The sequence below is a fragment of the Streptomyces dangxiongensis genome (assembly GCF_003675325.1).
Taxonomy (GTDB): domain Bacteria; phylum Actinomycetota; class Actinomycetes; order Streptomycetales; family Streptomycetaceae; genus Streptomyces; species Streptomyces dangxiongensis.
Genome location: NZ_CP033073.1, coordinates 4,562,803 through 4,583,723, shown reverse-complemented (window position 1 = coordinate 4,583,723; position 20,921 = coordinate 4,562,803). Strand labels below are relative to the sequence as shown.

The following is a 20,921-nucleotide window of genomic DNA, read 5'->3' as shown; positions in this document are numbered from 1 at the left end:
ACGAAGGTGAAGACCCCGTAAGCGCCCGGACGCGCCGGCTCACGAGTTGCTGGTGCCCCGGGACCGGAAAAGCATGGGGAGGTGAGCTATCTGCGCTGCCCCCACCTCAGCGGCGACCTGCTGTGTTTCGTGGCCGAGGACGACCTCTGGCTGGCCCCCCTCGACGCCCCGGGCCGCGCCTGGCGGCTCACCGTGGACCGCACCAAGACCGGGCCCCCGCGCTTCTCACCCGACGGCCGGCACATCGCGTACACGTCCTGGCGCAGCCTCGCCCCCGAGATCCACCTCGTCGCCGTCGACGGCGGCCCCGCGCGGCAGCTCACGCACTGGGGCAGCGCCGACACCCAGGTCCGCGGCTGGACGCCCCCCGACCCGGACGGCACCACCGGCATTCTGGCCGTCGCCTCCCACGGCCAGCCCTTCTCGCACTTCACCTGGGCCTACAAGGTCCCCGCCGACGGCGACCCGGGCGGACGGCTGCCCTGGGGACCGGTCGCCGACATCCAGGCCGCCGACCTCGCCGGCGAGCACAGGACCCTGCTGCTCACCGGCACCCCGCCGCACGAACCGGCCTCGTGGAAGCGTTACCGCGGCGGCGCCACGGGCCGGCTGTGGCTGCACGGGCAGCGGCTCCTGCCGGACCTCGGCGGCCATCTGTCCTCCCCCGTGTTCGTCGCCGGCCGGATCGCCTTCCTCTCCGACCACGAGGGCGTCGGCAACCTCTACTCCTGCGCCCACGACGGCACCGACCTGCGCCGCCACACCGACCACGACACCTTCTACGCCCGGCACGCCGCCGGTGACGGCGACCGCGTGGTCTACCAGTGCGCGGGCGACCTGTGGCTGGTGGACGACTTCTCCCGCGACGGCGTGCCGCGCCGGCTCGACGTCCGGCTCGCCGGACCGCGCACCGGCCGCCGCCGCCACCAGGTACCGGCCGCGCAGGAGGTCGACGGCATCTCCGTGGACGAGACCGGCCGGGCCAGTGCCGTCGTCGTCCGCGGCAGCCTGTACTGGCTCACCCACCGCGACGGCCCCGCCCGCACCATCACCGACACGCCCGGCGTCCGGGTACGGCTCCCGGAGATGCTGGGCGCCACCGGGCAGGTCGCCTACGTCACCGACGCCGAGGGCGAGGACGCCGTCGAGATCGCCCACCTGCCCCGCGCCACCGGCGACCGCCCGCCCCGCCGGCTCGCCTCCGGCGCACTGGGCCGCGTCCGCGAACTGGTCTGCGACCCGCAGGGCGAACGGCTGGCCGTCGCCTCGCACGACGGACGGCTGCTGCTGATCGACGTGCCGGAGGAGGAAGCGGGAGAGGAAGAGGGCGGTTCGCCGGCCGGGCGGGTGACCGAGCTGGTGCGGTCCGGGAACGGGCCCGTCCGTGACCTCGCCTTCTCCCCCGACGGCTCCTGGCTCACCTGGTCCCACCCCGGCATCGGCCGCACCCTGCGCCAGATCAAACTGGCCCGGATCAAGGACCGGCTCATCGTGGACGTGACCAACGGCCGCTTCGAGGACGAGAACCCGGTGTTCACCCGCGACGGCCGCTACCTCGCCTTCCTCTCCTGGCGCGGCTTCGACCCGGTGTACGACGTCCACACCGGCGACCTGTCCTTCCCGCTCGGCTGCCGCCCGTACCTCGTCCCGCTCTCCTCGGCGACCCCCTCCCCCTTCGCCCTGAACCCCGAGGGCCGCCCCGCCGCCGGCGGACTCGACCCGCTGGTGGACGGCGAGGACACCGGCGAGGCCGGCACGGTGACGGTCGAGGTGGAGGGGCTGGAGAACAGGGTCACGCCGTTCCCGGTCATCGCATCCAAGTACTCCGCGCTGTACCCGGTCGCCGGCGGCGGCCTGGTCTGGCTGCGCTGGCCGATCTCCGGCGCGCTCGGCGAGACCTTCGCCAGCCCCGACGACACCACGGGCCGGCCGACCCTCGAACACTTCGGCATCGGCAAGGCCAAGAAGTCCGAACTCGTCGGCCACCTCGACTGGTTCGCCGTCAGCGGCGACGGCACCCGGCTGGTCGTCGTCGACGAGGGCGACCTGCGGGCCGTACCGTCGACCGAGACCGGCGACAACGACACGACCGTCTGGATCGACTCGCGCCGCATCCTGCACGAGGCCGACCCGGCCGCCGAGTGGCGCCAGGCCTACGAAGAGGCGGGACGCCTGATCCGCGCCTACTTCTGGGACCCGGGCATGTGCGGCATCGACTGGGAGGCGGTGCTCGACCAGTACCGTCCCCTGGTCGAACGGGTCGCCTCCCCCGACGAGTTCGCGGACCTGCTCCGCGAGGTCCTCGGCGAACTCGGCACCTCCCACGCCTACGTCACCGCCGCCCGCCGCAACGAGGGCCCGCCCCACTACCAGCGCCGGCAGGGCCTCCTCGGTGCCGACCTCGTCCGCCGCGACGGCCGCTGGCTGGTCGGACGCGTCCTGCCCGGCGACTCCTCCGATTCCAAGGCCCGCTCACCGCTGGCCGGCACGGGCATCCGCGAGGGCGCCGTCCTCACCCACGTCGACGGCCGCCCGGTCGACCCGGTCACCGGCCCCTACCCCCTGCTCGCCGGCTCCGGCGGTACGACCGTGGAGCTGACGTTCACCCCCGCCGCGGGCGAACCCGGCCGGGCCCGGCGGGTCGCCGTCGTCCCGCTCGTCGACGAACGCCCGCTGCGCTACCAGGACTGGGTGGCCAAACGCCGCCAGGTCGTCCGGGAGCTGAGCGACGGCAAGTGCGGCTACCTGCACATCCCCGACATGGGCGGCTCCGGCTGGGCCCAGTTCAACCGCGACCTGCGCATGGAGGTCTCCCGGCCCGCACTGATCGTGGACGTCCGCGGCAACGCGGGCGGGCACATCAGCGAACTCGTCATCGAGAAACTGACCCGTACGATCCTCGGCTGGGACCTGACCCGGGACGCGCAACCGGTGTCGTACACCTCCAACGCCCCCCGGGGCCCGGTGGTGGCCCTCGCCGACGAGGCGACCTCCTCCGACGGCGACATGATCACGGCGGCCTTCAAACTGCTCGGGCTCGGCCCGGTGGTCGGCCAGCGCACCTGGGGCGGAGTCGTCGGCATGACCGGCCGGCACCGGCTGGGCGACGGCACCGTCATCACCGTCCCGATGAACGCGGCCTGGTTCGACGCCTACGGCTGGTCCGTGGAGAACCACGGCGTCGCCCCGGACCTCGACATCACGCGCACCCCGCTGGACTGGGCGGAGGGCCGCCACGCCCAACTGGCCGACGCCGTCCGGCTGGCCCTGGACCTCCTGGCGGCCACCCCCGCGGCGACGCCACCGGGACACCGCGACGTCCCGGACCGGTCCCGGCCGAAACTGCCGCCGCGGAACGTCTCCTGACGGACCGTCCCCCGCACGCCGGCGCGGGGCACCCCTCACGAAGAAGGGCACCCCACGCCGGACCGGCCGGAGCCGAGCGCGTCGACTAGGCGTCGTAGTCCTGGTCGAAGCGGTCCTCCGCGTGCTTCTCCGTGTCCTCGACGTCACGGTGGCCCGGACGGCCCCGCTCGGGCTGCCGGCCCTGAGGCTGCCGGCCCTGGCGCTCCTGCTGGCCGCGCTGGCCGGCCCTCTCGCGGGCCTGGCCGGGCTTCTCCTCGGCCTGCTCGTGCTGCCGGCCCGACTTCTCCTGGAACTGGTCCTTCATACCCATGTGGGTTCACTCCCGTAAGTGGGTGGGGAATCGGCCCCTCGGTGGGGCCTCGACCAGATTCACACGGGCGAACACGGAGTGCATGTCGATCAGTTACGGTGCGTGGCCCTCGCCGTCTCGTCGGCCGCCCCACCTGCGCCGACCAGCCCGGAGCGCATGCCCTGGAGCCGGGGCGCGAACCGCTTCATCTCGCGCTGACCGACCGTCCCGATGAGCGCCGGGAGATACCCGCGCACGCCCTGCATGCCGCGCAGCCACCACTGCCCGTACACATGCGCCGAGCGCCGCTCGATCCCGGCGACCAGCCGGTCCACGGCCGGGCCCAGCGGGTACGTCTTGTTCGACGGCCACGGCAGCCGCTGCCGCAGCTCCCGCATGACGTCGTCCTGGTCGGCGCCGCGCACCATGTCGGTGTCGGTCCAGGACAGATAGGCGACCCCGACGCGCACGCCCCGGTAACCGACCTCGGCGCGCAGACTGTGCGCGTACGCCTCCACACCCGACTTGGACGCGCAGTACGCCGACATCATCGGCGCCGGCGTGATCGCGGCGAGCGAGGCGATCTGGAGCAGATAGCCGCGGCTCTCGGCCAGCACCGGCAGGAACGCCCGCGCGGTCACCGCCGAACCGATCAGGTTCACCTCGATCACCCGCCGCCATGCCTGCGGATCGGAGTCGGCGAAGGGACCGCCGGTCGCCACACCGGCGTTGGCGACCACGATGTCGACCTTCCCGAAGCGTTCCTTCACCTCCCGCGCGACCCGGCTCATCGCCTCGTGGTCGGTGACGTCGGCGTACCAGTGGGCGCTCTCGCTGTGCAGCCGCCCGGAGACCTCCTTGAGGACCTCCTCCTCCAGACCGACCAGCGCGACCTTCGCCCCGCGCGCGGACAGCTTGCGCGCCAGCAGCTCACCGACGCCGCGCGCCGCTCCCGTGACGACCGCGACCTGTCCTTCGAGGCTGACCCTGCTCATGCGCCCTCCTTGATCTGCTGCACGGGTACGACAGGGGAACCTGCCGGAGACTTCGGGGAGTCGACCCCGGTGACGTACGTGCCGACCAGTTCCCGGATGCGGCCGCTCACCGGCCCGGGCGCCTCGATCGGGGTCATGTGGCCTATGCCGGGCAGCTCGGTGAGCCCGACGCAGCACGGCAGCGCGGCGACCAGCGCACGGGCGTGCCGCGGGGGTGTGAGCCGGTCGGACGCGCCGTGCAGGACGGCGGTGGGCACGTGCAACTCCCGCACGCCGTGGTCGAGGTCGAGCGTGCCCAGCACCCCGGCCCAGGCGTGGCGCACGGAGCGCGGGCAGCCGTGCACGATGCGCGCGCACGCCTCCACCATGTGCCGGGCCGAACCGGCGCCCATCGTCCCGTACTTGAGGACGCGCAGGGCGACGGGCGTGACCGGTCCCAGGGGGGCGCGCGAGCCGAGGACGCGCCCGGTGATCCAGGTGCGCACACGTCCGGCGCGCATCGGCACCAGCCGCGACTCGGCGATCAGCCGCGAACTCCCCGTGCTGCACAGCAGGACGGCGGCGGCGTGTTCGCGCAGGCGGGGGCGCCCGGCGGCGGCCATGACCGTCATACCGCCCATGGAGTGGCCGACGACCAGCGCCTTCTCCCCGCGGGCGAGTGTCTGCGCGAGCACCGCTTCGAGGTCGTCCGCCAGCGCGTCGGTGGTGCAGGCGGGGCTCGCCGGACTGCGTCCGTGGCCCCTCTGGTCGTAGGCGATCACCCGGTGATCGGCCGCCAGATCCCGTATCTGGGCCGCCCAGAACGCCGTCGAGCAGGTCCAGCCGTGGGAGAGGACGACCGGGGGCGCGTCCCGCGGGCCGTGCACCTCGACGTGCAGCCGCGCGCCGTCGGCGGACGTGACGGTGAGGGTGCGGGAGGGGACGGGCGGGGCGTACGGACCGGAGGCCATGGAGGCGACCGGGGCGCGCCGGCTCATGCGGCGGCCCCGCTGCGCCGGGTCCCGTCGCCCTGCGCCGGCGCGGTGCGCCCGGCGGCGCGCACGACCTCGTACTCCGCGAGATCCACCCGCCGGGTCGCGCGCCGGAACTCGGTCGTCGTACCGGGCCAGATGGTCGTGTTGCGGCCACTCGCGTCCAGGTACCAGCTAGTGCAGCCGCCGGTGTTCCACACGGTCCGCTCCATGCGCTCCTGCACCCGGTGGTTCCAGGTCTCGACGGCGGCGGGCCGGGCGTCCAGGGCGGTGCCGTCGCCCAGGACGTCGAGCTGGCGCAGGTAGTCGGCCAGGTAGTTCAACTGGGACTCGATCATGAGGATCATGGAGGAGTTCCCGAGGCCGGTGTTGGGCCCGATGACCGTCATGAAGTTCGGGAACCCGGCCGCCGTGGCGCCGCGCAGCGCTCGCATGCCGTTCTTCCAGGACTCGGCGAGCGTCATGCCGTCGGCGCCGACCACCCGCTCGGCGATGGGCATGTCCGTGACGTGGAAGCCCGTACCGAAGATGATCGCGTCGACCTCGGCCTCGGTGCCGTCGGCCGCGACGACCGTCGATCCGCGGACCTCGCTGAGCCCGCTGGCGACGACATCCACATTGGGCCGGGCGAGCGCCGGGTAGTACGTGCTGGAGAGCAGGATGCGCTTGCAGCCGATGCGGTAGTCGGGGGTCAGCCTGGCGCGCAGGGCCGGGTCCTTGACGGCGCGGGCCATGTTGCGCTTGGCGAGCTGTTCGACGAGGCCGAGTTCGTCGGGGCGCTTGGTGAACGCCTGGACCTGCAGCTCGCGGATGCCCCACAACAGCCCGCGCCGGACCTGGGCGGTGACGGGCAGCCGCCGGTGCAGCCAGCGTTCGGCGCCGCTGATGGCCCGGTCGACGCGGGGCATCACCCACGGCGGGGTGCGCTGGAAGAGGGTGAGCCGGCCGGCCTGCGGCTGGATGGCGGGCACGATCTGGATGGCGGAGGCGCCGGTGCCGACCATGGCGACGTGCTTGCCGCGCAGGTCGTAGTCGTGGTCCCAGCGGGCGGAGTGGAACACCTTGCCGGGGAAGGACTCCAGGCCCGGGATCCGGGGGATCTTCGGGTCGGACAGGGGCCCGGTGGCGGAGACGACGACGTCGGCGGTCAGCGTGCCGCGCGTGGTCTCGACGGTCCACCGCAGCTTCTCGGTGTCCCAGGTCATCAGCTCGACCTCGGAGCCCAGGCGCAGGTGCGGGCGCAGTCCGAACAGATCGGTGACGTGCTCCAGGTAGGCGCGGATGTGCTGCTGCCCGGAGAAGGTGCGCGGCCAGTCGGGGTGCGGCGCGAAGGAGAAGGAGTACAGGTGGGAGGGCACGTCGCAGGCGCACCCGGGGTAACTGTTGTCCCGCCAGGTGCCACCGACGCTGTCGGCCCGCTCCAGGACGACGAAGTCGGTGATCCCTTCGCGGCGCAGCCGCACGGCGGCCCCGAGACCGCCGAAGCCGGACCCGATCACCACCACCCGTACATGCTCGTGCTCGGCCATCCCGAAGCCTCCACGCATCACCTAGGAACTCTGCCAGTGACCACTGGCGCAATGGGACTGTAGAGCAGCTCCGTACCGAGCGGTAGGGGGCGGGGGAAGGAAGTTACCGGCGGTACACCATAGGCTGCGGTCGTGGCACAGGACGCAGAGCACTTCGAGGCCCACCCCGGGGCGGCGCACCCGCCGGCGCCGCGCGAGTACCGCACGGAGGAACTGGCCCGGCTGGCCGGCATCACCGTGCGCACCCTGCGCTTCTACCGCGAGCGCAAACTGCTGCCGCCACCCCGCCGCGAGGGCCGCATCGCCTGGTACGACGACCACCACCTGGCCCGGCTGCGCACCGTCGCGGCCCTCCTGGAGCGCGGCCACACCCTGACCGGCATCGCCGAGCTGGCCGAGGCCTTCGACCACGGACGCGACGTCGCCGACCTGCTCGGCGTCGGCACCCCCAGCGAGGAGGAACCGGTCCGCCTCACCCCCGAGGAACTCGCCGCCCGCTTCGAGGGCGAGGTCACCCCCGACAACCTCGCCGCCGCCATGGAACTGGGCTACCTCGGCACCGACGGCGACGAGATCGTCCACATCAGCCGGCGCCTGCTCGACGTCTCCTCCGCCCTGGTCCGCGAGGGCATACCGCTCGCCGAGGTCCTGGCGGCCGGCGCCCGCGTCCGCGAACACGCCGACACCCTGGCCGCCCTCTTCACCGACCTGATCCTGCGCCACGCCCCCGAGGAAGACCTCCACCGCCTACGCCCCCTGGCCCGCAGCGTCGTGGAGGCGGAACTCTCCCTGGCCCTGGACCGCCGCATGGCCGAGCGCGGCCAGGAGCGCCCGTAGGCCCGCTACAGGTCGTACACGACGGTGACCGGAGCATGGTCGGACCACCGCTCGGCATGCGTGGCCGCGCGCTCGACGAGACCCTTGACCGCCCGGCCGGCGAGCCCGGGCGTGGCGACGTGGTAGTCGATCCTCCAGCCTGAATCGTTGTCGAAAGCCCGGCCCCGGTAGGACCACCACGTGTACGGGCCCTCGGTGTCCGGGTGGAGGGTGCGGACGACGTCGACGTAGCCGCCGTCCGCCGGGTCGAGGACCCGGCTCAGCCAGGCGCGCTCCTCGGGCAGGAAGCCGGAGTTCTTCGTGTTGCCGCGCCAGTTCTTCAGGTCGGCCTGCTGGTGGGCGATGTTCCAGTCGCCGCAGACCAGCACCTCGCGCCCGTCGGCGGCGGCCCGCTCGCGCAGGTCCTTCAGGTGGGCGAGGAACTCGTCCATGAAGCGGACCTTCTCGTCCTGCCGTTCGGTGCCGGCCTCGCCGGAGGGGAGGTAGAGGGAGGCGACGGTGACGCCGGGCAGGTCGGCCTCGACGTAGCGCCCGCTGCCGTCGAACTCGGCCGAGCCGAAGCCGACCCGGACCCGGTCGGGTTCACGGCGCGTGCAGAGGGAGACTCCCGCGCGGCCCTTCGCGGCGGCCGGGGCGTGGGTGACGTACCAGCCGTCGGGCCGGCGGACCTCCTCGGGCAACTGGTGCGGCTCGGCGCGGACCTCCTGGAGGCAGACGACGTCCGCCTCGGTCCCGGCGAGCCACTCCACGAAGCCCTTCTTCGCGGCGGCTCGCAGCCCGTTCACGTTCACGGAGGTCACATTCAGCACCCGGGCACCCTACCGGCACACTGGTCGGGGTCCGCACCCCCCGGACCCCTGCCGCCGACTGCACAGAATCCCGATACTCAGTATGAATATACGTCGCGTTCGGTTCGATCACCCCGACGCCACCAAGCTCAACGACGAGGTCCAGGCCGAGTACCACCTGCGCTACGGCGACGGAGGCGACGCCACGGCCCTCGACCCCGCCGACTTCCACCCGCCCCGGGGCCTGTACCTGATCGCGTACGACGAGCACGACCGCCCCGTGGCCACCGGCGGCTGGCGCAGCCAGGACCGCAACGAGGAGGGCAACGAGGACGGCGACGCCGAACTCAAGCGCATGTACGTCGTCGAGGAGATGCGCGGCCGGGGCCTGGCCCGCCGCATCCTCGCGGAGCTGGAGGAGGACGCCCGCGCGGCCGGCCGGCTCCGCATGGTCCTGGAGACGGGCACCAAGCAGCCCGAGGCGATCGCCCTGTACACCTCCAGCGGCTACGCGCCGTGCGTGAAGTTCGGCTACTACCGCCACTACGAGGACAGCCGCTGCTACGCCAAGCGGCTCTGAACCGCGCACGCCCCGGGCCCCGCACCGCTCCCCCGGCGGCGTGGGCCCGGCCTCGTGCCAGGCCCGGAAACGACGAAGATCCCGACCGATCGTGATGATCGGCGGGATCTTCGTCCACCGTCCCGAGCTGACTCGAGGACAGTTGTGCGTGGACCTGAGGGGATTCGAACCCCTGGCCCCCTCGATGCGAACGAGGTGCGCTACCGGACTGCGCCACAGGCCCTTGCAACGAGTGAAACTCTAGCATCCCGATCGCGGTGCCCGGAAATCCGCTCCCTGACTGGTCAGGGCGGGCCGGGCGGGGTGCGGGCGGCCCGGCTCACTCGTTGGCGGCGCGCGGGCGTCCGTCCTCGTCGCACTGGTCGAAGAGCGGGGTACGGCCGCGTTCACGTGCCCGGCGGGCGGAGGCCGCGCGGCGTGCGTCGCTGCGGCCGGCCGCCGGCTTCTCCCCGGACGCGGCGGCCGCCTCGTCCGCTTCGTCCTGCGGCGCGTGGCCCGCCTCGCGCTCCGGCGCGACCGAGCTGGACCGCGCCGAACTCCAGGTGTCGGGCGCCCCCAGATCCACGTCGGAGGTGGCGCGCGGAGCGACCGGCGCGGTGACGTACGTCGGCAGGGGCACCGGTACGGGGTCCCAGCTCTCCCCGTGCCCGGGCCTGCGCTGCCGCTCCCGCTGCTGGTCGACCCATTCGGCGTGGTCGGTCTGCTCGACGAGGGCACGGCGGTCCGCGGCGAGCGCGGAGAGGCCGGTGTCGGTCCCGCCGTCCGAACCCTGTTCCAACTGGTCAGCGCCGGGGCCCGCGTCGTGCGGGGCCCGGCGGCGCGGCTGGCGCTCCCGCAGGCGCTGGGCGGCGATCTCGGCACGCCGGCGGTCCATCTGGTAGGCGAACCGGCGGCGCTCCTGCGTGCGCAGGTAGGCGATGTAGCCGCTGAGCGTCGCGGCCGGCACGGCGGGCACCCACAGGAAGGCGAGCCCGCCGACGGCGGCGACGATCGCGCCGAGCGTGAAGGCGAGGAAGAGCATCACGGTGGTGCGCCGTCGGCGCGCGAGCACCTTGGAGCGCCGGGCGCGTGCCTCGGCCGCCTCCGTCGAGGGCTCGCGCCGCGCGGCCGGCTCCCGCTGGGCCGGGACCGTGACCCCGGGCGGGTGGCCGGATCCCGGCCCGGCCGCCGGCTCGGCGGCCCGGTCGCGTGCCGGTCCGGTGCCGCCGGGTGTCTCGGGCTCGGCGTCCGGGGTGGTCTGACGGCGGGTCGGAGGCATGGCGAAGGCCCGGACGTCCACCGAATCGGTGACCGCGTCCGGATCGCCGGCGTCCGGCTCCCCCTCCTGGGTGGAGCGCGCCAGCAGGTCCCTGGCGTACCGGCGCTCCATCCCCGCCCGTCCGGACAGCAGCCGGATGGCGGTGCTGAAGCGTTCCGTCGGACGGGCCTCGTTCAGCTCGTCCTGCCTACGGAGCCACATCGGCACCAAGTAGGCGGCCCAGGCCCCGACAATGACTGCGTAGATGAGGCCGCTGCTGCTCACGCCTCACACGGTAGAGGGGTTTGCGTGAGGCCATCCGCCAATTGGGCCGGTGTGTCGCACGATCCGGCTGATATTTCCAGCATTTTTTGGGACCGATGCGATCAGCGGACCGTCGCAGGCGCGAATTATGCGCCTCCGGAACGGTCGCCATCCGATCAATTTCGAACACATATTCAATTTCCCGGGCGTTCGGCCGGATTCCCCGGGGCGCCTGCCGGCCCCCCGGCGCGCCGGGCCTCGCGGGAGCGCGCCCGGTGCCAGCGCGCGAGCAGCCCGTCGGGCACCTCTTCCGCGGTGAGCGCGAAGACGAGGTGGTCGCGCCAGGCCCCGTCGATGTGCAGATAACGCGGCCGGATCCCCTCCTCGCGGAATCCGAGTTTTTCCACGACCCGGCGGCTCGGCCGGTTCTCGGGGCGAATGCAGACCTCGACGCGGTGCAGCCCGACGGTGCGGAAACAGTGGTCCACCACGAGCGCGACGGCCGTCGGCATCACCCCGCGTCCGGCCACGCCCGCGTCCACCCAGTAACCGACGTGTCCGGAACACATCGATCCCCAGGTGATCCCGGCGACCGTGAGCTGTCCGACCAGCCGCCCCTGGTACTCGATGACGAACGGCAGCATCCGGCCCGCGCCGGCCTCGGCCCGCAGATGCCGGACCATCTGGCGGTAGGTCGGCCGGTGCGCGACCGGCCCGCTCGGCGTGGGCGGCGGGATGGTCGCCTCCCAGGGGCGCAGCCAGTCACGGTTGCGCCGGTTCACCTCGCGCCAGACCCGCTGGTCGCGCAGCTTTATCGGCCGGAGGACGACCTCGCCGTCCGCCAGCACGACGGGCCAGGAGAGGCTGTTCAGCTCGCACCCCCACCGCTGCCGGGTCTGGGGTGGTCACCGCCGCGGAGCTGGTCGACGGCGTGGACGAGGAGGGGCTCCAGGACGGCGAGGCCGTCCCGCACCCCTCCGGTGGACCCGGGCAGGTTGACGATCAGCGTTCCGCCGGCCACGCCCGCCAGCCCCCGGGACAGCGCGGCGGTCGGCACCTTGTCCCGCCCGTACGCGCGGATGGCCTCGGCGATGCCCGGCACCTCGTGGTCGATGACCGCGCGGGTCGCCTCGGGGGTGCGGTCGGTGGGCGAGACGCCCGTGCCGCCGGTGGTGACGACCACGTCGTACGCGGCCTCCACGGCCTCCCGCAGCACCGCCTCGACCGGATCGCCGTCGGGCACCACCCGCGGCCCGTCCACGGCGAAGCCGAAGCCCTCGAGGCCGCGCACGACCAGCGGGCCGCCCCTGTCCTCGTAGACCCCGGCGGCGGCCCGGTTGGACGCGGTGACGACCAGCGCGGCGTACGGCGCCGACAGCGCACCGCCGGTCACGCCGTCACCCGTCATGCCACCGGCGGTCACGCCGCCGGTCATGCCCGGCTCCAGTCGCCCGACGCGCCGCCCGTCTTCTCCTCCACCCGTACGTCCGTGATGACCGCTCCCTTGTCGACCGCCTTGACCATGTCGATCACGGTGAGCGCGGCGACCGTCACCGCGGTGAGGGCCTCCATCTCGACGCCCGTCCGGTCCGTCGTCCTGACGGCGGCCCGGATCTCCACGGCGTCGTCCGCGACCGACAGATCCAGTCTCACACCGGACACCGACAACGGGTGGCACAGCGGGATGAGATCCGGGGTGCGCTTGGCACCCATGATCCCCGCGATGCGGGCGGTGGCGAGGGCGTCCCCCTTGGGCATCCCCTCACCGCGCAGCAGCTCGACCACGCGCGGTGAGACGAGGACCCGGCCGCTGGCGCGGGCGGTGCGCGCGGTCACGTCCTTCCCGGACACGTCGACCATGCGGGCCGCGCCCGCCTCGTCGATGTGCGTCAGTCGGTCCTGCACAGGGCGTCCGGGGGTCTCCCCCCGGGAAGGCACAGTCATGGTGTGGCGCTCCCGGTCCGGGCCCGGCGCGGTGCGGTGCGCGGGCCTGCTGTGCGCGACACGCTACCGCCAAGCCGGGGCGCGCAGCGGACGAGGATCGTCCTGTGGACGGGCACGCGCGCACGTCAGCCGAGGAGGACGACCTCCACCTCGGTGCCGGGCTCCACCGACTCCACGTCCTCGGGGACGACGATCAGCGCGTTGGCCCGCGCGAGCGCCGCGACGAGGTGGGAGCCCGCGCCGCCCACGGGGGTGACCTTCCCGTCGGCGTGGACGCCGCGCAGGAACTGGCGGCGCCCCCGGGGCGAGCGCAGCGCCTCGTCCGCCGTGAGCGCGGCCCGCGCGCGGGGCCGGTGGACGTCCGTCAGGCCCGACAGGGTGCGGATGGCGGGTCGGACGAACAGCTCGAAGGAGACGTACGACGACACCGGGTTGCCGGGCAGGGCCAGCAGCGGGATGTGGTCGGGGCCGATGGAGCCGAAGCCCTGGGGCTTGCCTGGCTGCATGGCGAGCCTGCGGAACTCGACGCCGCTGCCCGCCTCGTCCGCGTCACCGGCGTACGACAGCGCCTCCTTGACGACGTCGTACGCCCCGACGCTCACGCCGCCCGTGGTCACCAGCAGGTCCGCGCGGATGAGCTGATCCTCGATGGTGGAGCGGAGCGTCTCGGCGTCGTCGGCGACGGCACCGACCCGGTAGGCGATGGCGCCCGCGTCCCGCGCGGCGGCGGTGAGCGCGAAGCTGTTGGAGTCGTGGATCTGACCCGGGCCCAGTTCCTCACCGGGCTGCACGAGTTCGCTGCCGGTGGACAGGACGACCACGCGCGGGCGCGGACGCACCCGGACCGTGCCGCGGCCGATCGCGGCGAGCAGCGCGAGCTGCGGCGGGCCGAGGACCGTGCCGGCCTCCAGGGCCAGGTCGCCGGCCTTCACGTCGCTGCCCCTGGCGCGCACGTGCGCGCGTGCCGCGGCGGACCGGTACACGTGCACGTGCCCCTCGGCGCCCTGGGGAGCGAGGCTGCGCGACCGCATGCCGCTCACCGGGCCCTCGCCGAGCCCTCCGTCGGTCCACTCGACGGGGACGACGGTCTCGGCGCCGGGCGGCAGCGGCGCGCCGGTCATGATGCGCGCGGCCTGCCCGGGACCGACCCGGACCGGGTCGGCCGCGCCCGCCGCGACGTCCCCGACGACCTCCAGGACGGCCGGGAACTCCTCGCCGGCGCCCGCGATGTCCGCGACCCGCACCGCGTACCCGTCCATGGAGCTGTTGTCGAACGGCGGCAGGGACACCGGCACCATGACGTCCTCGACCAGGACGCAGCCCTGGGCGTCGAGCAGTTGCAGCTCGATGGGTTCCAGGGGGCGGACGGCCGAGAGGATGTCCTCCAGGTGCTCGTCCACCGACCACAGGTCGTCCGGGGCGGCGGGGCGGGTCGCGGCGCTGCTCAAGGCTGCTGCATCTCCTCGGCTACGTAACTGCGGAGCCAGGTCCGGAAGTCCGGGCCCAGGTCCTCACGTTCGCATGCGAGTCTGACAATGGCACGGAGGTAGTCGCCGCGGTCGCCGGTGTCATAGCGGCGGCCCTTGAAGACGACGCCGTGCACGGGGCCGCCGGCCTTCTCGTCCTGGGCGAGCTGCTGGAGGGCGTCGGTGAGCTGGATCTCGCCGCCGCGGCCCGGCTCGGTGGTGCGCAGTATGCCGAAGATGCGCGGGTCGAGGACGTAGCGGCCGATGACCGCGTAGTTCGAGGGGGCGTCCGCCGGGTCCGGCTTCTCGACCAGTCCGGTCACCTTGACCACGTCGCCGTCGGCGGTGGCCTCCACGGCCGCGCAGCCGTAGAGGTGCATCTGCTCGGGCGCGACCTCCATGAGGGCGATCACGCTGCCGCCGTGCCGCTCCTGGACCTCGATCATGCGCTGGAGCAGGGGGTCCCGCGGGTCGATGAGGTCGTCACCGAGGAGGACGGCGAACGGTTCGTGACCGACGTGCGGGGCGGCGCACAGCACGGCGTGACCGAGTCCCCGGGGGTCGCCCTGGCGCACGTAGTGCATGGTGGCCAGGTCGCTGGACTCCTGCACCTTCGCGAGCCGTTCGGCGTCGCCCTTCTTGCCGAGCGCCGACTCCAGCTCGTAGTTGCGGTCGAAGTGGTCCTCCAGGGGGCGCTTGTTGCGCCCGGTGACCATGAGGACGTCGTCGAGTCCCGCCGCCACGGCCTCCTCGACCACATACTGGATCGCCGGCTTGTCCACAACCGGCAGCATCTCCTTGGGAGTGGCTTTGGTCGCCGGCAGGAACCGGGTGCCGAGACCTGCCGCGGGGATGACAGCCTTGCTGATCCTGGGGTGGGACTGAGTCATGCCCGCAACCATATCCGGTGTCTTTGTGGGAGATCTGTGGCTCCGGTTGGTTGAGCCTTATATCGCCTGCATTAAGAGAAGGGTGCGAGAACGACCAGTGGAACTCGGCGGACGTACGGGCGAGCCTGACAAGGGCGGGTTGCGGCGGGAGATCCTCGCGGTGAGGAACGGGTTGACGGCGGATGACGTCCGGGAGGCGGGCCGCGCGCTGGCGGAACGCGCGCTGGAGCTGCCCGAGCTGGCCGACGCGCGCACGGTGGCGGCGTACGTCTCCGTGGGCGGCGAACCGGGCACGCTCGCGCTGGTGGACGCGCTGCGCGCCCGCGGGGTGCGGGTGCTGCTCCCCGTGCTGCTGCCCGACAACGATCTGGACTGGGGCGAGTACACCGGCCGGGACTCCCTCGCGCGGGTCCGGCACGGCGGGAGGATGACGCTGTCCGAGCCGTCCGGCGCGCGTCTCGGCCCGGACGCCGTGACGGGCGCGGACGTCGTCCTGCTGCCGGGGCTCGCGGTGGACGGGCGCGGGATGCGCCTGGGGCGCGGCGGAGGCTCGTACGACCGGGTGCTGGCCCGTCTCGAGCGGGCCGGCGCACGCCCCCGGCTGGTGGTGCTGCTGTACGACACGGAGGTCGTCGGGCGGGTCCCGGCCGAGGCGCACGACAAGCCGGTGCACGCGGCGGTGACGCCCCGCGGCGTGCACCGTTTCGCGCCCGGCTGACGGACCGGGCGTCCGCACGGCCGGTGTCCCTCGCGGTCCCCCGGGCTCCGCGGACGTCCCGCGGGTCCCCGGGCTTCGCGGACGGGAAAGGCCCTCCACGCGCGTGGAGGGCCTTTCCCGTGCTGTGCCGTCAGCGGCTCACGGCTTGAGGACGAGGGTGTCGCTCGTGCTCCTGCCGACCGCCTTGTCCGAGAACGACCAGGGCAGCAGCTCGCCCTTGGCCCACAGGCCCGTCTGGTCCGTGTAGTGCGCGCTGAAGGCGTGCCCGGAGGCACCCGCCAGGTTGATCCACTTGGACTTGTCGAGGTCGGCGAGGTTGACCACCATCCGCATGGACGGTACCCACACGACGTTGTAGCCGCCGGCGGCGTTCCAGCCGGACGCGTTCACCGCCGCCTCGCCGCCGCTGAGCTTCCAGGGGCCGCGGTTGAGGAGGTACTGCACGGCCTTGGGGCCCTCGGTGCCGAGCGTCTGGTTCTTCAGGAACAGGCGGTGCAGCCGGCCCCAGCTCCAGGTGTCGATGTCCTTGCCGAGCTTGGCGGTCAGCTCCCAGCGGGCGTCGATCATCGCGCGGGCGAAGAGCTGGTCGCGGTTGGCCGCACCGGGGCGGGTGCCCGACCTGGGCGTCTTCCACCAGTCGCTGTCCGGCTTGTCCATCAGGGTGCGCACGACCTCGAACCAGCGGTCGCCGCCGTCCGGCTGCGCCTGGTCGGCGTCGCGCTGGCCGCACTCGCGGACCTTGGTGTCGTCGTCGACCGGGCCGGTGCTGTCTATCTTGTCGACCCACAGGCACTGCCCCTTGACGCGCAGCTCCTTGGGGAGCTTGTTGCCGAAGGCGAGCTTGAGGATGTTGCGCCACACCGAGTTGAAGTAGGCGGCCGCGGCGGAGTCGGCGTCCTGGGTGTAGTCCCAGCCCTCCAGCAGCTTCTGCGCCTCGCGGACGTCCGGGTCGTCCAGGTCGAGCTTCAGCAGCTTGGGCACCAGGAGCTTGGCGATCTCGCTGCTGTTGTCCAACTGCATCTGCCGCATGTCCTCGGTGGAGATCTTGCCGCCGTCCTTGATCTTGGACTCGATCAGGTCGGTGATGCGCTGGCTGCGGGTGCCGTAACCCCAGTCGGCGGTGAGCGTGTACGGGTACGCGTCCTTGCCGACGGCGGCCTGGTTGGCGGTGACGATGTAGCCGCGCGCGGGGTCGTACTCGTAGGGCAGCTCGTCCTGCTTGATGAAGCCGGTCCAGCGGTACTTCGACTCCCAGCCGGGCGCCGGGATGGAGCCGTCGTCCGCGGCGGAGCGCGTGGGGATCTTGCCGGGCAGCGTGTAGCCGATGTGGTCGTCCGTGTCGGCGTAGACCAGGTTCTGCGAGGGCACGTCGAACAGGGCCGCCGCCGAGCGGAACTCGCTCCAGTCCGCCGCCCTGTCGAGGGCGAACACCGCGTCCATGGTGGTGCCCGCGTCGAGGGCGGTCCACCTCAGGGCGATGCCGTAACCGTCGCCGCGGTCGGGTGCGGCCGTGTTGACGGCGGCCTTCCTGCCGACCTGGACGAGTTCGTCGTCACGGTCGGACAGCAGCGGCATGCCGTCCTGGGTCTGCCGGACGACGATCGTCTTGGACTTGCCGCCGGCGACCTCGATGGTCTCGTCGCGGGTCTTGAAGGGCCGGACCTTGCCGTCGTACAGGTAACCGTTCGCGGTCACCTTCTCCAGGTACAGGTCGGTGACGTCGACGCCGGAGTTGGTCAGGCCCCAGGCGATCTTCGCGTTGTGACCGATGATCACACCGGGCATGCCGGCAAAGGTGTAGCCGGCGACGTCGTACTGGCACTTGCCCGACACGGTCCGGCAGTGCAGGCCCATCTGGTACCAGACGGACGGCAGGGACGCCGACAGGTGCGGGTCGTTGGCGAGGAGGGGCTTCTTGCTGACGGTGTACTTCCCGGCGACGACCCAGGAGTTCGAACCGATGCCCTGACCGTTCACGCCGACGGCCGCGGGGACGTCGTCCAGGACGTTGTAGAGGCCCCCTAGCTGGCTCGTGAGGCCCGAACCGCTCGCCCCCGTGATGGTGGAGCCGGTCGTGCCCGCCGTGCCCTGGGAGCCGCCCGCCGAGCCACCTGTGGTGCCGGCGGTGCCCGAGGTGCCTGCCGTACCGGTCGTGCCGGTGGTGCCCGTGGCGCCGCTCGTACCCGTGGTGCCGGTGGTACCGGTCGTCCCCGTCGTGCCGGGCGTCTGCGAGGTGCCCGTGGCGCCGCCCGGCTGGAAGCTCTTGTTCAGCTCGTCGTACTGGCCCTCCTGCACGATCGGCTTGTGGCGGCCGTAGGGGTACTGCGGGTACAGGTCCTGGATCTGCTGCGGGCCGAGACGGCTGGTCATCAGGGCGCGGTCGATCTCGTCCTGCATGTTGCCGCGCAGGTCCCAGGCCATCGCCTTCAGCCAGGCGACGGAGTCGACCGGGGTCCACTTCTCCGGCTTGTAGTCGTTGGTGAGACCCAGGGCCGCGTACTCCAGGGAGAGGTCCGCGCCGTCCTTGCCCTCGAGGTACGCGTTGACCCCCTCGGCGTACGCCCGGAGGTACTTCTTCGCGGCGGGCGACAGCTTGGTGTCGTACTCCCGCTGGGCGATCCGGTGCCAGCCGAGGGTGCGCAGGAACTCGTCGTTCTTGACCTGGCCCTTGCCGAACATCTCCGACAGGCGGCCGGAGGTCATGTGCCGGCGCACGTCCATCTCGTAGAACCGGTCCTGCGCCTGGACATAGCCCTGCGCCATGAACAGGTCCTCGTCGGAGGAGGCGTAGACCTGCGGGATGCCGTTGCCGTCCCGCCTGACGTCGACCGGGCCGGACAGGCCGTCGAGCTTGATCGAACCCGTGGTCTGCGGGAAGGAGGCGCGGACGGTGCTGATCGACCAGTACGCCCCGTAGGCGATGCCCCCGATGAGGGCCAGAACCAGCACGAGCACGACGAGTCGGGCTTTGCGCCCCTTCTTCCTGCCGGACTTGGCGGGCTTGTCACCCGTTGTGGCGGTGGTCTTGGGGGGCATCGCTGTCCTTGCTGTCCTAACGCGAGCGGCAGGTCGGGCTGTGACTTTGAATGAGCGCTGGAGCAACCATAGGCGCAGGGCCCTGCGCCGCTTGACGCGGAGTCGGGAACCGGCGCGCACGAGCGTTCGATCTTGCCCTGCGGAACGTCAAGAAAGCGTCAAGAGTTAGGTAAGGTAACGAAGTAACCGGCCATCTCGGAGGAGGAACGCCCGCTGACTGTCCACCACCTCAACCAGCTCCTGCTCGTCTGCTCCGTCGTCCTGCTGGTCGCCGTCGCGGCTGTCCGGATCTCTTCGCGCAGCGGGCTCCCCAGCCTGCTCGTCTACCTGGGCATCGGCGTCCTCATGGGCCAGGACGGCATCGGCGACATCCACTTCAACAGCGCCGAGGTGACCCAGGTCATGGGGTACGCGGCCCTGGTCGTGATCCTCGCCGAGGGTGGCCTCGGCACGAAGTGGAAGGAGGTCCGGCCGGTCCTGCCCTCCGCCTCCGTCCTGGCGACGGCCGGAGTCGCGGTCAGTGTGGGGGTCACCGCGGCGGGCGCGCACTACCTGATCGGGCTGGAGTGGCGGCAGGCGCTCATCATCGGAGCGGTGGTCTCGTCGACGGACGCGGCGGCGGTCTTCTCCGTACTGCGGCGCATCCCGCTCCCCGCGCGCGTGATGGGCACGCTGGAGGCGGAGTCCGGCTTCAACGACGCCCCGGTGGTCATCCTGGTCGTCGCCTTCTCCACCGCCGGCCCGGTCGACCACTGGTACGTGCTGCTGGGCGAGATAGCCCTGGAGCTGGCCATCGGCGCGGCCCTGGGGCTCGCGGTGGGCTGGTTCGGCTCCTGGGGGCTCAAGCACGTGGCCCTGCCCGCCTCCGGCCTCTACCCGATCGCCGTGCTGGCGATCGCCGTCACGGCGTACGCCGCCGGCGCCCTGGCACACGGCAGCGGCTTCCTCGCCGTCTACCTGGCCTCCATGGTGCTCGGCAACGCCAAACTCCCCCACTGGCCCGCCACGCGCGGCTTCGCCGAGGGGCTCGGCTGGATCGCCCAGATCGGCATGTTCGTCATGCTCGGCCTGCTGGTCACCCCGCACGAGCTGGGCGACGACGTCTGGCCCGCGCTGGTCATCGGGCTGATCCTGACCATGGTGGCCCGGCCGCTGAGCGTGGTGTCCAGCCTCGCCCCGTTCCGGGTGCCGTGGCAGGAGCAGGTCCTGATGTCGTGGGCCGGACTGCGGGGCGCCGTGCCCGTCATCCTGGCGACCATCCCCATGGTCAACGGCGTCACCGACAGCCACCGCATCTTCAACATCGTCTTCGTGCTGGTCGTCGTCTACACCCTCGTCCAGGGGCCGACCCTGCCGTGGCTGGCGCGCACCCTGCGTCTGGGCGAGCAGGGCGAGGCCTCCGACCTCGGCATCGAGTCGGCGCCCCTGGAGCGGCTGCGCGGGCACCTGCTGTCGGTCTCGATCCCCGAGGGCTCACGGATGCACGGCGTGGAGGTCAACGAGCTGCGGCTGCCGGCCGGTGCCGCCGTCACCCTCGTCGTGCGCGCGGACAAGTCGTTCGTGCCGCTGCCCACGACCGTGCTCAGACGGGGCGACGAGCTGCTGGTCGTCGCCACCGACCCGGTCCGCGACGCGGCGGAACGCCGGCTGCGCGCGGTCGCCCGCGGCGGCAAACTGGCGAGCTGGCTGGGCACCGGCGAGGCGGACGGCCGACGGTGAGCGTGCGGCCGGGCGGGAGGGGGCTTCTCGGGTGAGCACCGGGCGCGCGGGCGGGGGCACCCGTCGGTCGGGAAGCGTCACGACCGCGTTTCGTACGATTCACACCCGCGCCGATCACAGGCGGACACGCCCGACGGTGCTCATCTTCACAGGGGCGCAAAGCCTTGATCCCTGTACGATAAAGGCGCACTGATCGAACCAACTCTGCCTGATGCAGAGCTGGCGCGACCGTATGGCGGCCGGAAACGCCCTTTCGCAGAGGCCCCGGTATCTACCGCAGTTCCGCGCAAGA

Annotated in this window: 17 protein-coding genes and 1 tRNA gene; 5 read left to right on the top strand and 13 right to left on the bottom strand. The window is 72.6% G+C overall.

What is annotated here, in order from left to right; all coding sequences use genetic code 11:
* The first annotated feature begins 81 nt into the window (after window positions 1-81).
* Window positions 82-3,366, top strand: a complete 3,285-nt coding sequence (locus tag D9753_RS20650) for a S41 family peptidase (protein ID WP_121788335.1) — start codon at window positions 82-84, stop codon at window positions 3,364-3,366.
* Window positions 3,367-3,451: 85 nt separating this feature from the next.
* On the opposite strand, the gene D9753_RS20645 is transcribed toward D9753_RS20650, so the two are convergent.
* The 4 genes from D9753_RS20645 to D9753_RS20630 all read right to left on the bottom strand — a co-directional run bounded on the left by D9753_RS20645 (window position 3,452) and on the right by D9753_RS20630 (window position 7,150).
* Window positions 3,452-3,676, bottom strand: a complete 225-nt coding sequence (locus D9753_RS20645) for a hypothetical protein (RefSeq protein ID WP_121788334.1) — start codon at window positions 3,674-3,676, stop codon at window positions 3,452-3,454.
* Between the two features lie 89 nt (window positions 3,677-3,765).
* Window positions 3,766-4,650: an SDR family oxidoreductase gene (locus tag D9753_RS20640; RefSeq protein WP_121788333.1), complete on the bottom strand. Its 885-nt coding sequence runs from the start codon at window positions 4,648-4,650 to the stop codon at window positions 3,766-3,768.
* Entirely contained in the window at window positions 4,647-5,627 is a 981-nt protein-coding gene (locus tag D9753_RS20635; protein WP_121788332.1) for an alpha/beta fold hydrolase, read from the bottom strand. The genes D9753_RS20640 and D9753_RS20635 overlap by 4 nt, the downstream gene beginning before the upstream one ends.
* Complete coding sequence (locus D9753_RS20630) at window positions 5,624-7,150, bottom strand: flavin-containing monooxygenase (protein ID WP_121788331.1); 1,527 nt, start codon at window positions 7,148-7,150, stop codon at window positions 5,624-5,626. The genes D9753_RS20635 and D9753_RS20630 overlap by 4 nt, the downstream gene beginning before the upstream one ends.
* Window positions 7,151-7,282: 132 nt before the next feature.
* Between D9753_RS20630 and D9753_RS20625 the strand changes: the two genes are divergently transcribed.
* On the top strand, window positions 7,283-7,987 hold the full coding sequence (locus D9753_RS20625; RefSeq protein WP_205614215.1) for a MerR family transcriptional regulator: 705 nt from the start codon (window positions 7,283-7,285) through the stop codon (window positions 7,985-7,987).
* A gap of 5 nt (window positions 7,988-7,992) precedes the next feature.
* Here the strand turns inward: D9753_RS20625 and D9753_RS20620 are convergent, their stop codons facing one another.
* Window positions 7,993-8,796: an exodeoxyribonuclease III gene (locus tag D9753_RS20620; RefSeq protein ID WP_121788330.1), complete on the bottom strand. Its 804-nt coding sequence runs from the start codon at window positions 8,794-8,796 to the stop codon at window positions 7,993-7,995.
* An 82-nt stretch (window positions 8,797-8,878) separates the two neighbouring features.
* Between D9753_RS20620 and D9753_RS20615 the strand changes: the two genes are divergently transcribed.
* Window positions 8,879-9,355 (top strand): GNAT family N-acetyltransferase, encoded by a 477-nt coding sequence (locus D9753_RS20615; protein ID WP_121788329.1) that lies wholly within the window; start codon window positions 8,879-8,881, stop codon window positions 9,353-9,355.
* A 149-nt stretch (window positions 9,356-9,504) separates the two neighbouring features.
* Here D9753_RS20615 and D9753_RS20610 read toward each other — a convergent pair.
* The 7 genes from D9753_RS20610 to galU form a co-directional block, all read right to left on the bottom strand.
* Window positions 9,505-9,578, bottom strand: a tRNA-Ala gene (locus D9753_RS20610).
* Window positions 9,579-9,674: 96 nt separating this feature from the next.
* Window positions 9,675-10,877, bottom strand: a complete 1,203-nt coding sequence (gene sepX / locus D9753_RS20605) for a divisome protein SepX/GlpR (protein ID WP_205614214.1) — start codon at window positions 10,875-10,877, stop codon at window positions 9,675-9,677.
* 173 nt (window positions 10,878-11,050) lie between these two features.
* Window positions 11,051-11,704 carry a GNAT family N-acetyltransferase gene (locus D9753_RS20600; RefSeq protein ID WP_205614213.1) on the bottom strand — a complete coding sequence of 218 codons (654 nt, stop codon included), beginning with the start codon at window positions 11,702-11,704 and terminating at the stop codon, window positions 11,051-11,053.
* 20 nt (window positions 11,705-11,724) lie between these two features.
* Window positions 11,725-12,264, bottom strand: a complete 540-nt coding sequence (locus D9753_RS20595) for a MogA/MoaB family molybdenum cofactor biosynthesis protein (RefSeq protein WP_121791194.1) — start codon at window positions 12,262-12,264, stop codon at window positions 11,725-11,727.
* A 23-nt stretch (window positions 12,265-12,287) separates the two neighbouring features.
* Window positions 12,288-12,800, bottom strand: a complete 513-nt coding sequence (moaC, locus tag D9753_RS20590) for a cyclic pyranopterin monophosphate synthase MoaC (RefSeq protein WP_121788327.1) — start codon at window positions 12,798-12,800, stop codon at window positions 12,288-12,290.
* A gap of 125 nt (window positions 12,801-12,925) precedes the next feature.
* Window positions 12,926-14,248, bottom strand: a complete 1,323-nt coding sequence (gene glp / locus D9753_RS20585; RefSeq protein WP_121788326.1) for a molybdotransferase-like divisome protein Glp — start codon at window positions 14,246-14,248, stop codon at window positions 12,926-12,928.
* Window positions 14,245-15,156, bottom strand: coding sequence for a UTP--glucose-1-phosphate uridylyltransferase GalU (gene galU, locus D9753_RS20580; protein ID WP_121788325.1), 912 nt, complete (start codon window positions 15,154-15,156; stop codon window positions 14,245-14,247). The genes glp and galU overlap by 4 nt, the downstream gene beginning before the upstream one ends.
* A gap of 82 nt (window positions 15,157-15,238) precedes the next feature.
* On the opposite strand from galU, the gene D9753_RS20575 reads away from it, so the two are divergent.
* Entirely contained in the window at window positions 15,239-15,874 is a 636-nt protein-coding gene (locus tag D9753_RS20575) for a 5-formyltetrahydrofolate cyclo-ligase (RefSeq protein ID WP_240468232.1), read from the top strand.
* Window positions 15,875-16,012: 138 nt separating this feature from the next.
* Here D9753_RS20575 and D9753_RS20570 read toward each other — a convergent pair whose 3' ends face one another.
* Window positions 16,013-18,910, bottom strand: coding sequence for a penicillin acylase family protein (locus D9753_RS20570; protein ID WP_121788323.1), 2,898 nt, complete (start codon window positions 18,908-18,910; stop codon window positions 16,013-16,015).
* A 192-nt stretch (window positions 18,911-19,102) separates the two neighbouring features.
* Between D9753_RS20570 and D9753_RS20565 the strand changes: the two genes are divergently transcribed.
* The gene (locus D9753_RS20565; RefSeq protein ID WP_121788322.1) at window positions 19,103-20,629 is read left to right on the top strand and encodes a potassium/proton antiporter; all 1,527 of its coding nucleotides are present in this window, start codon (window positions 19,103-19,105) and stop codon (window positions 20,627-20,629) included.
* The last annotated feature ends 292 nt before the right edge of the window (window positions 20,630-20,921 follow it).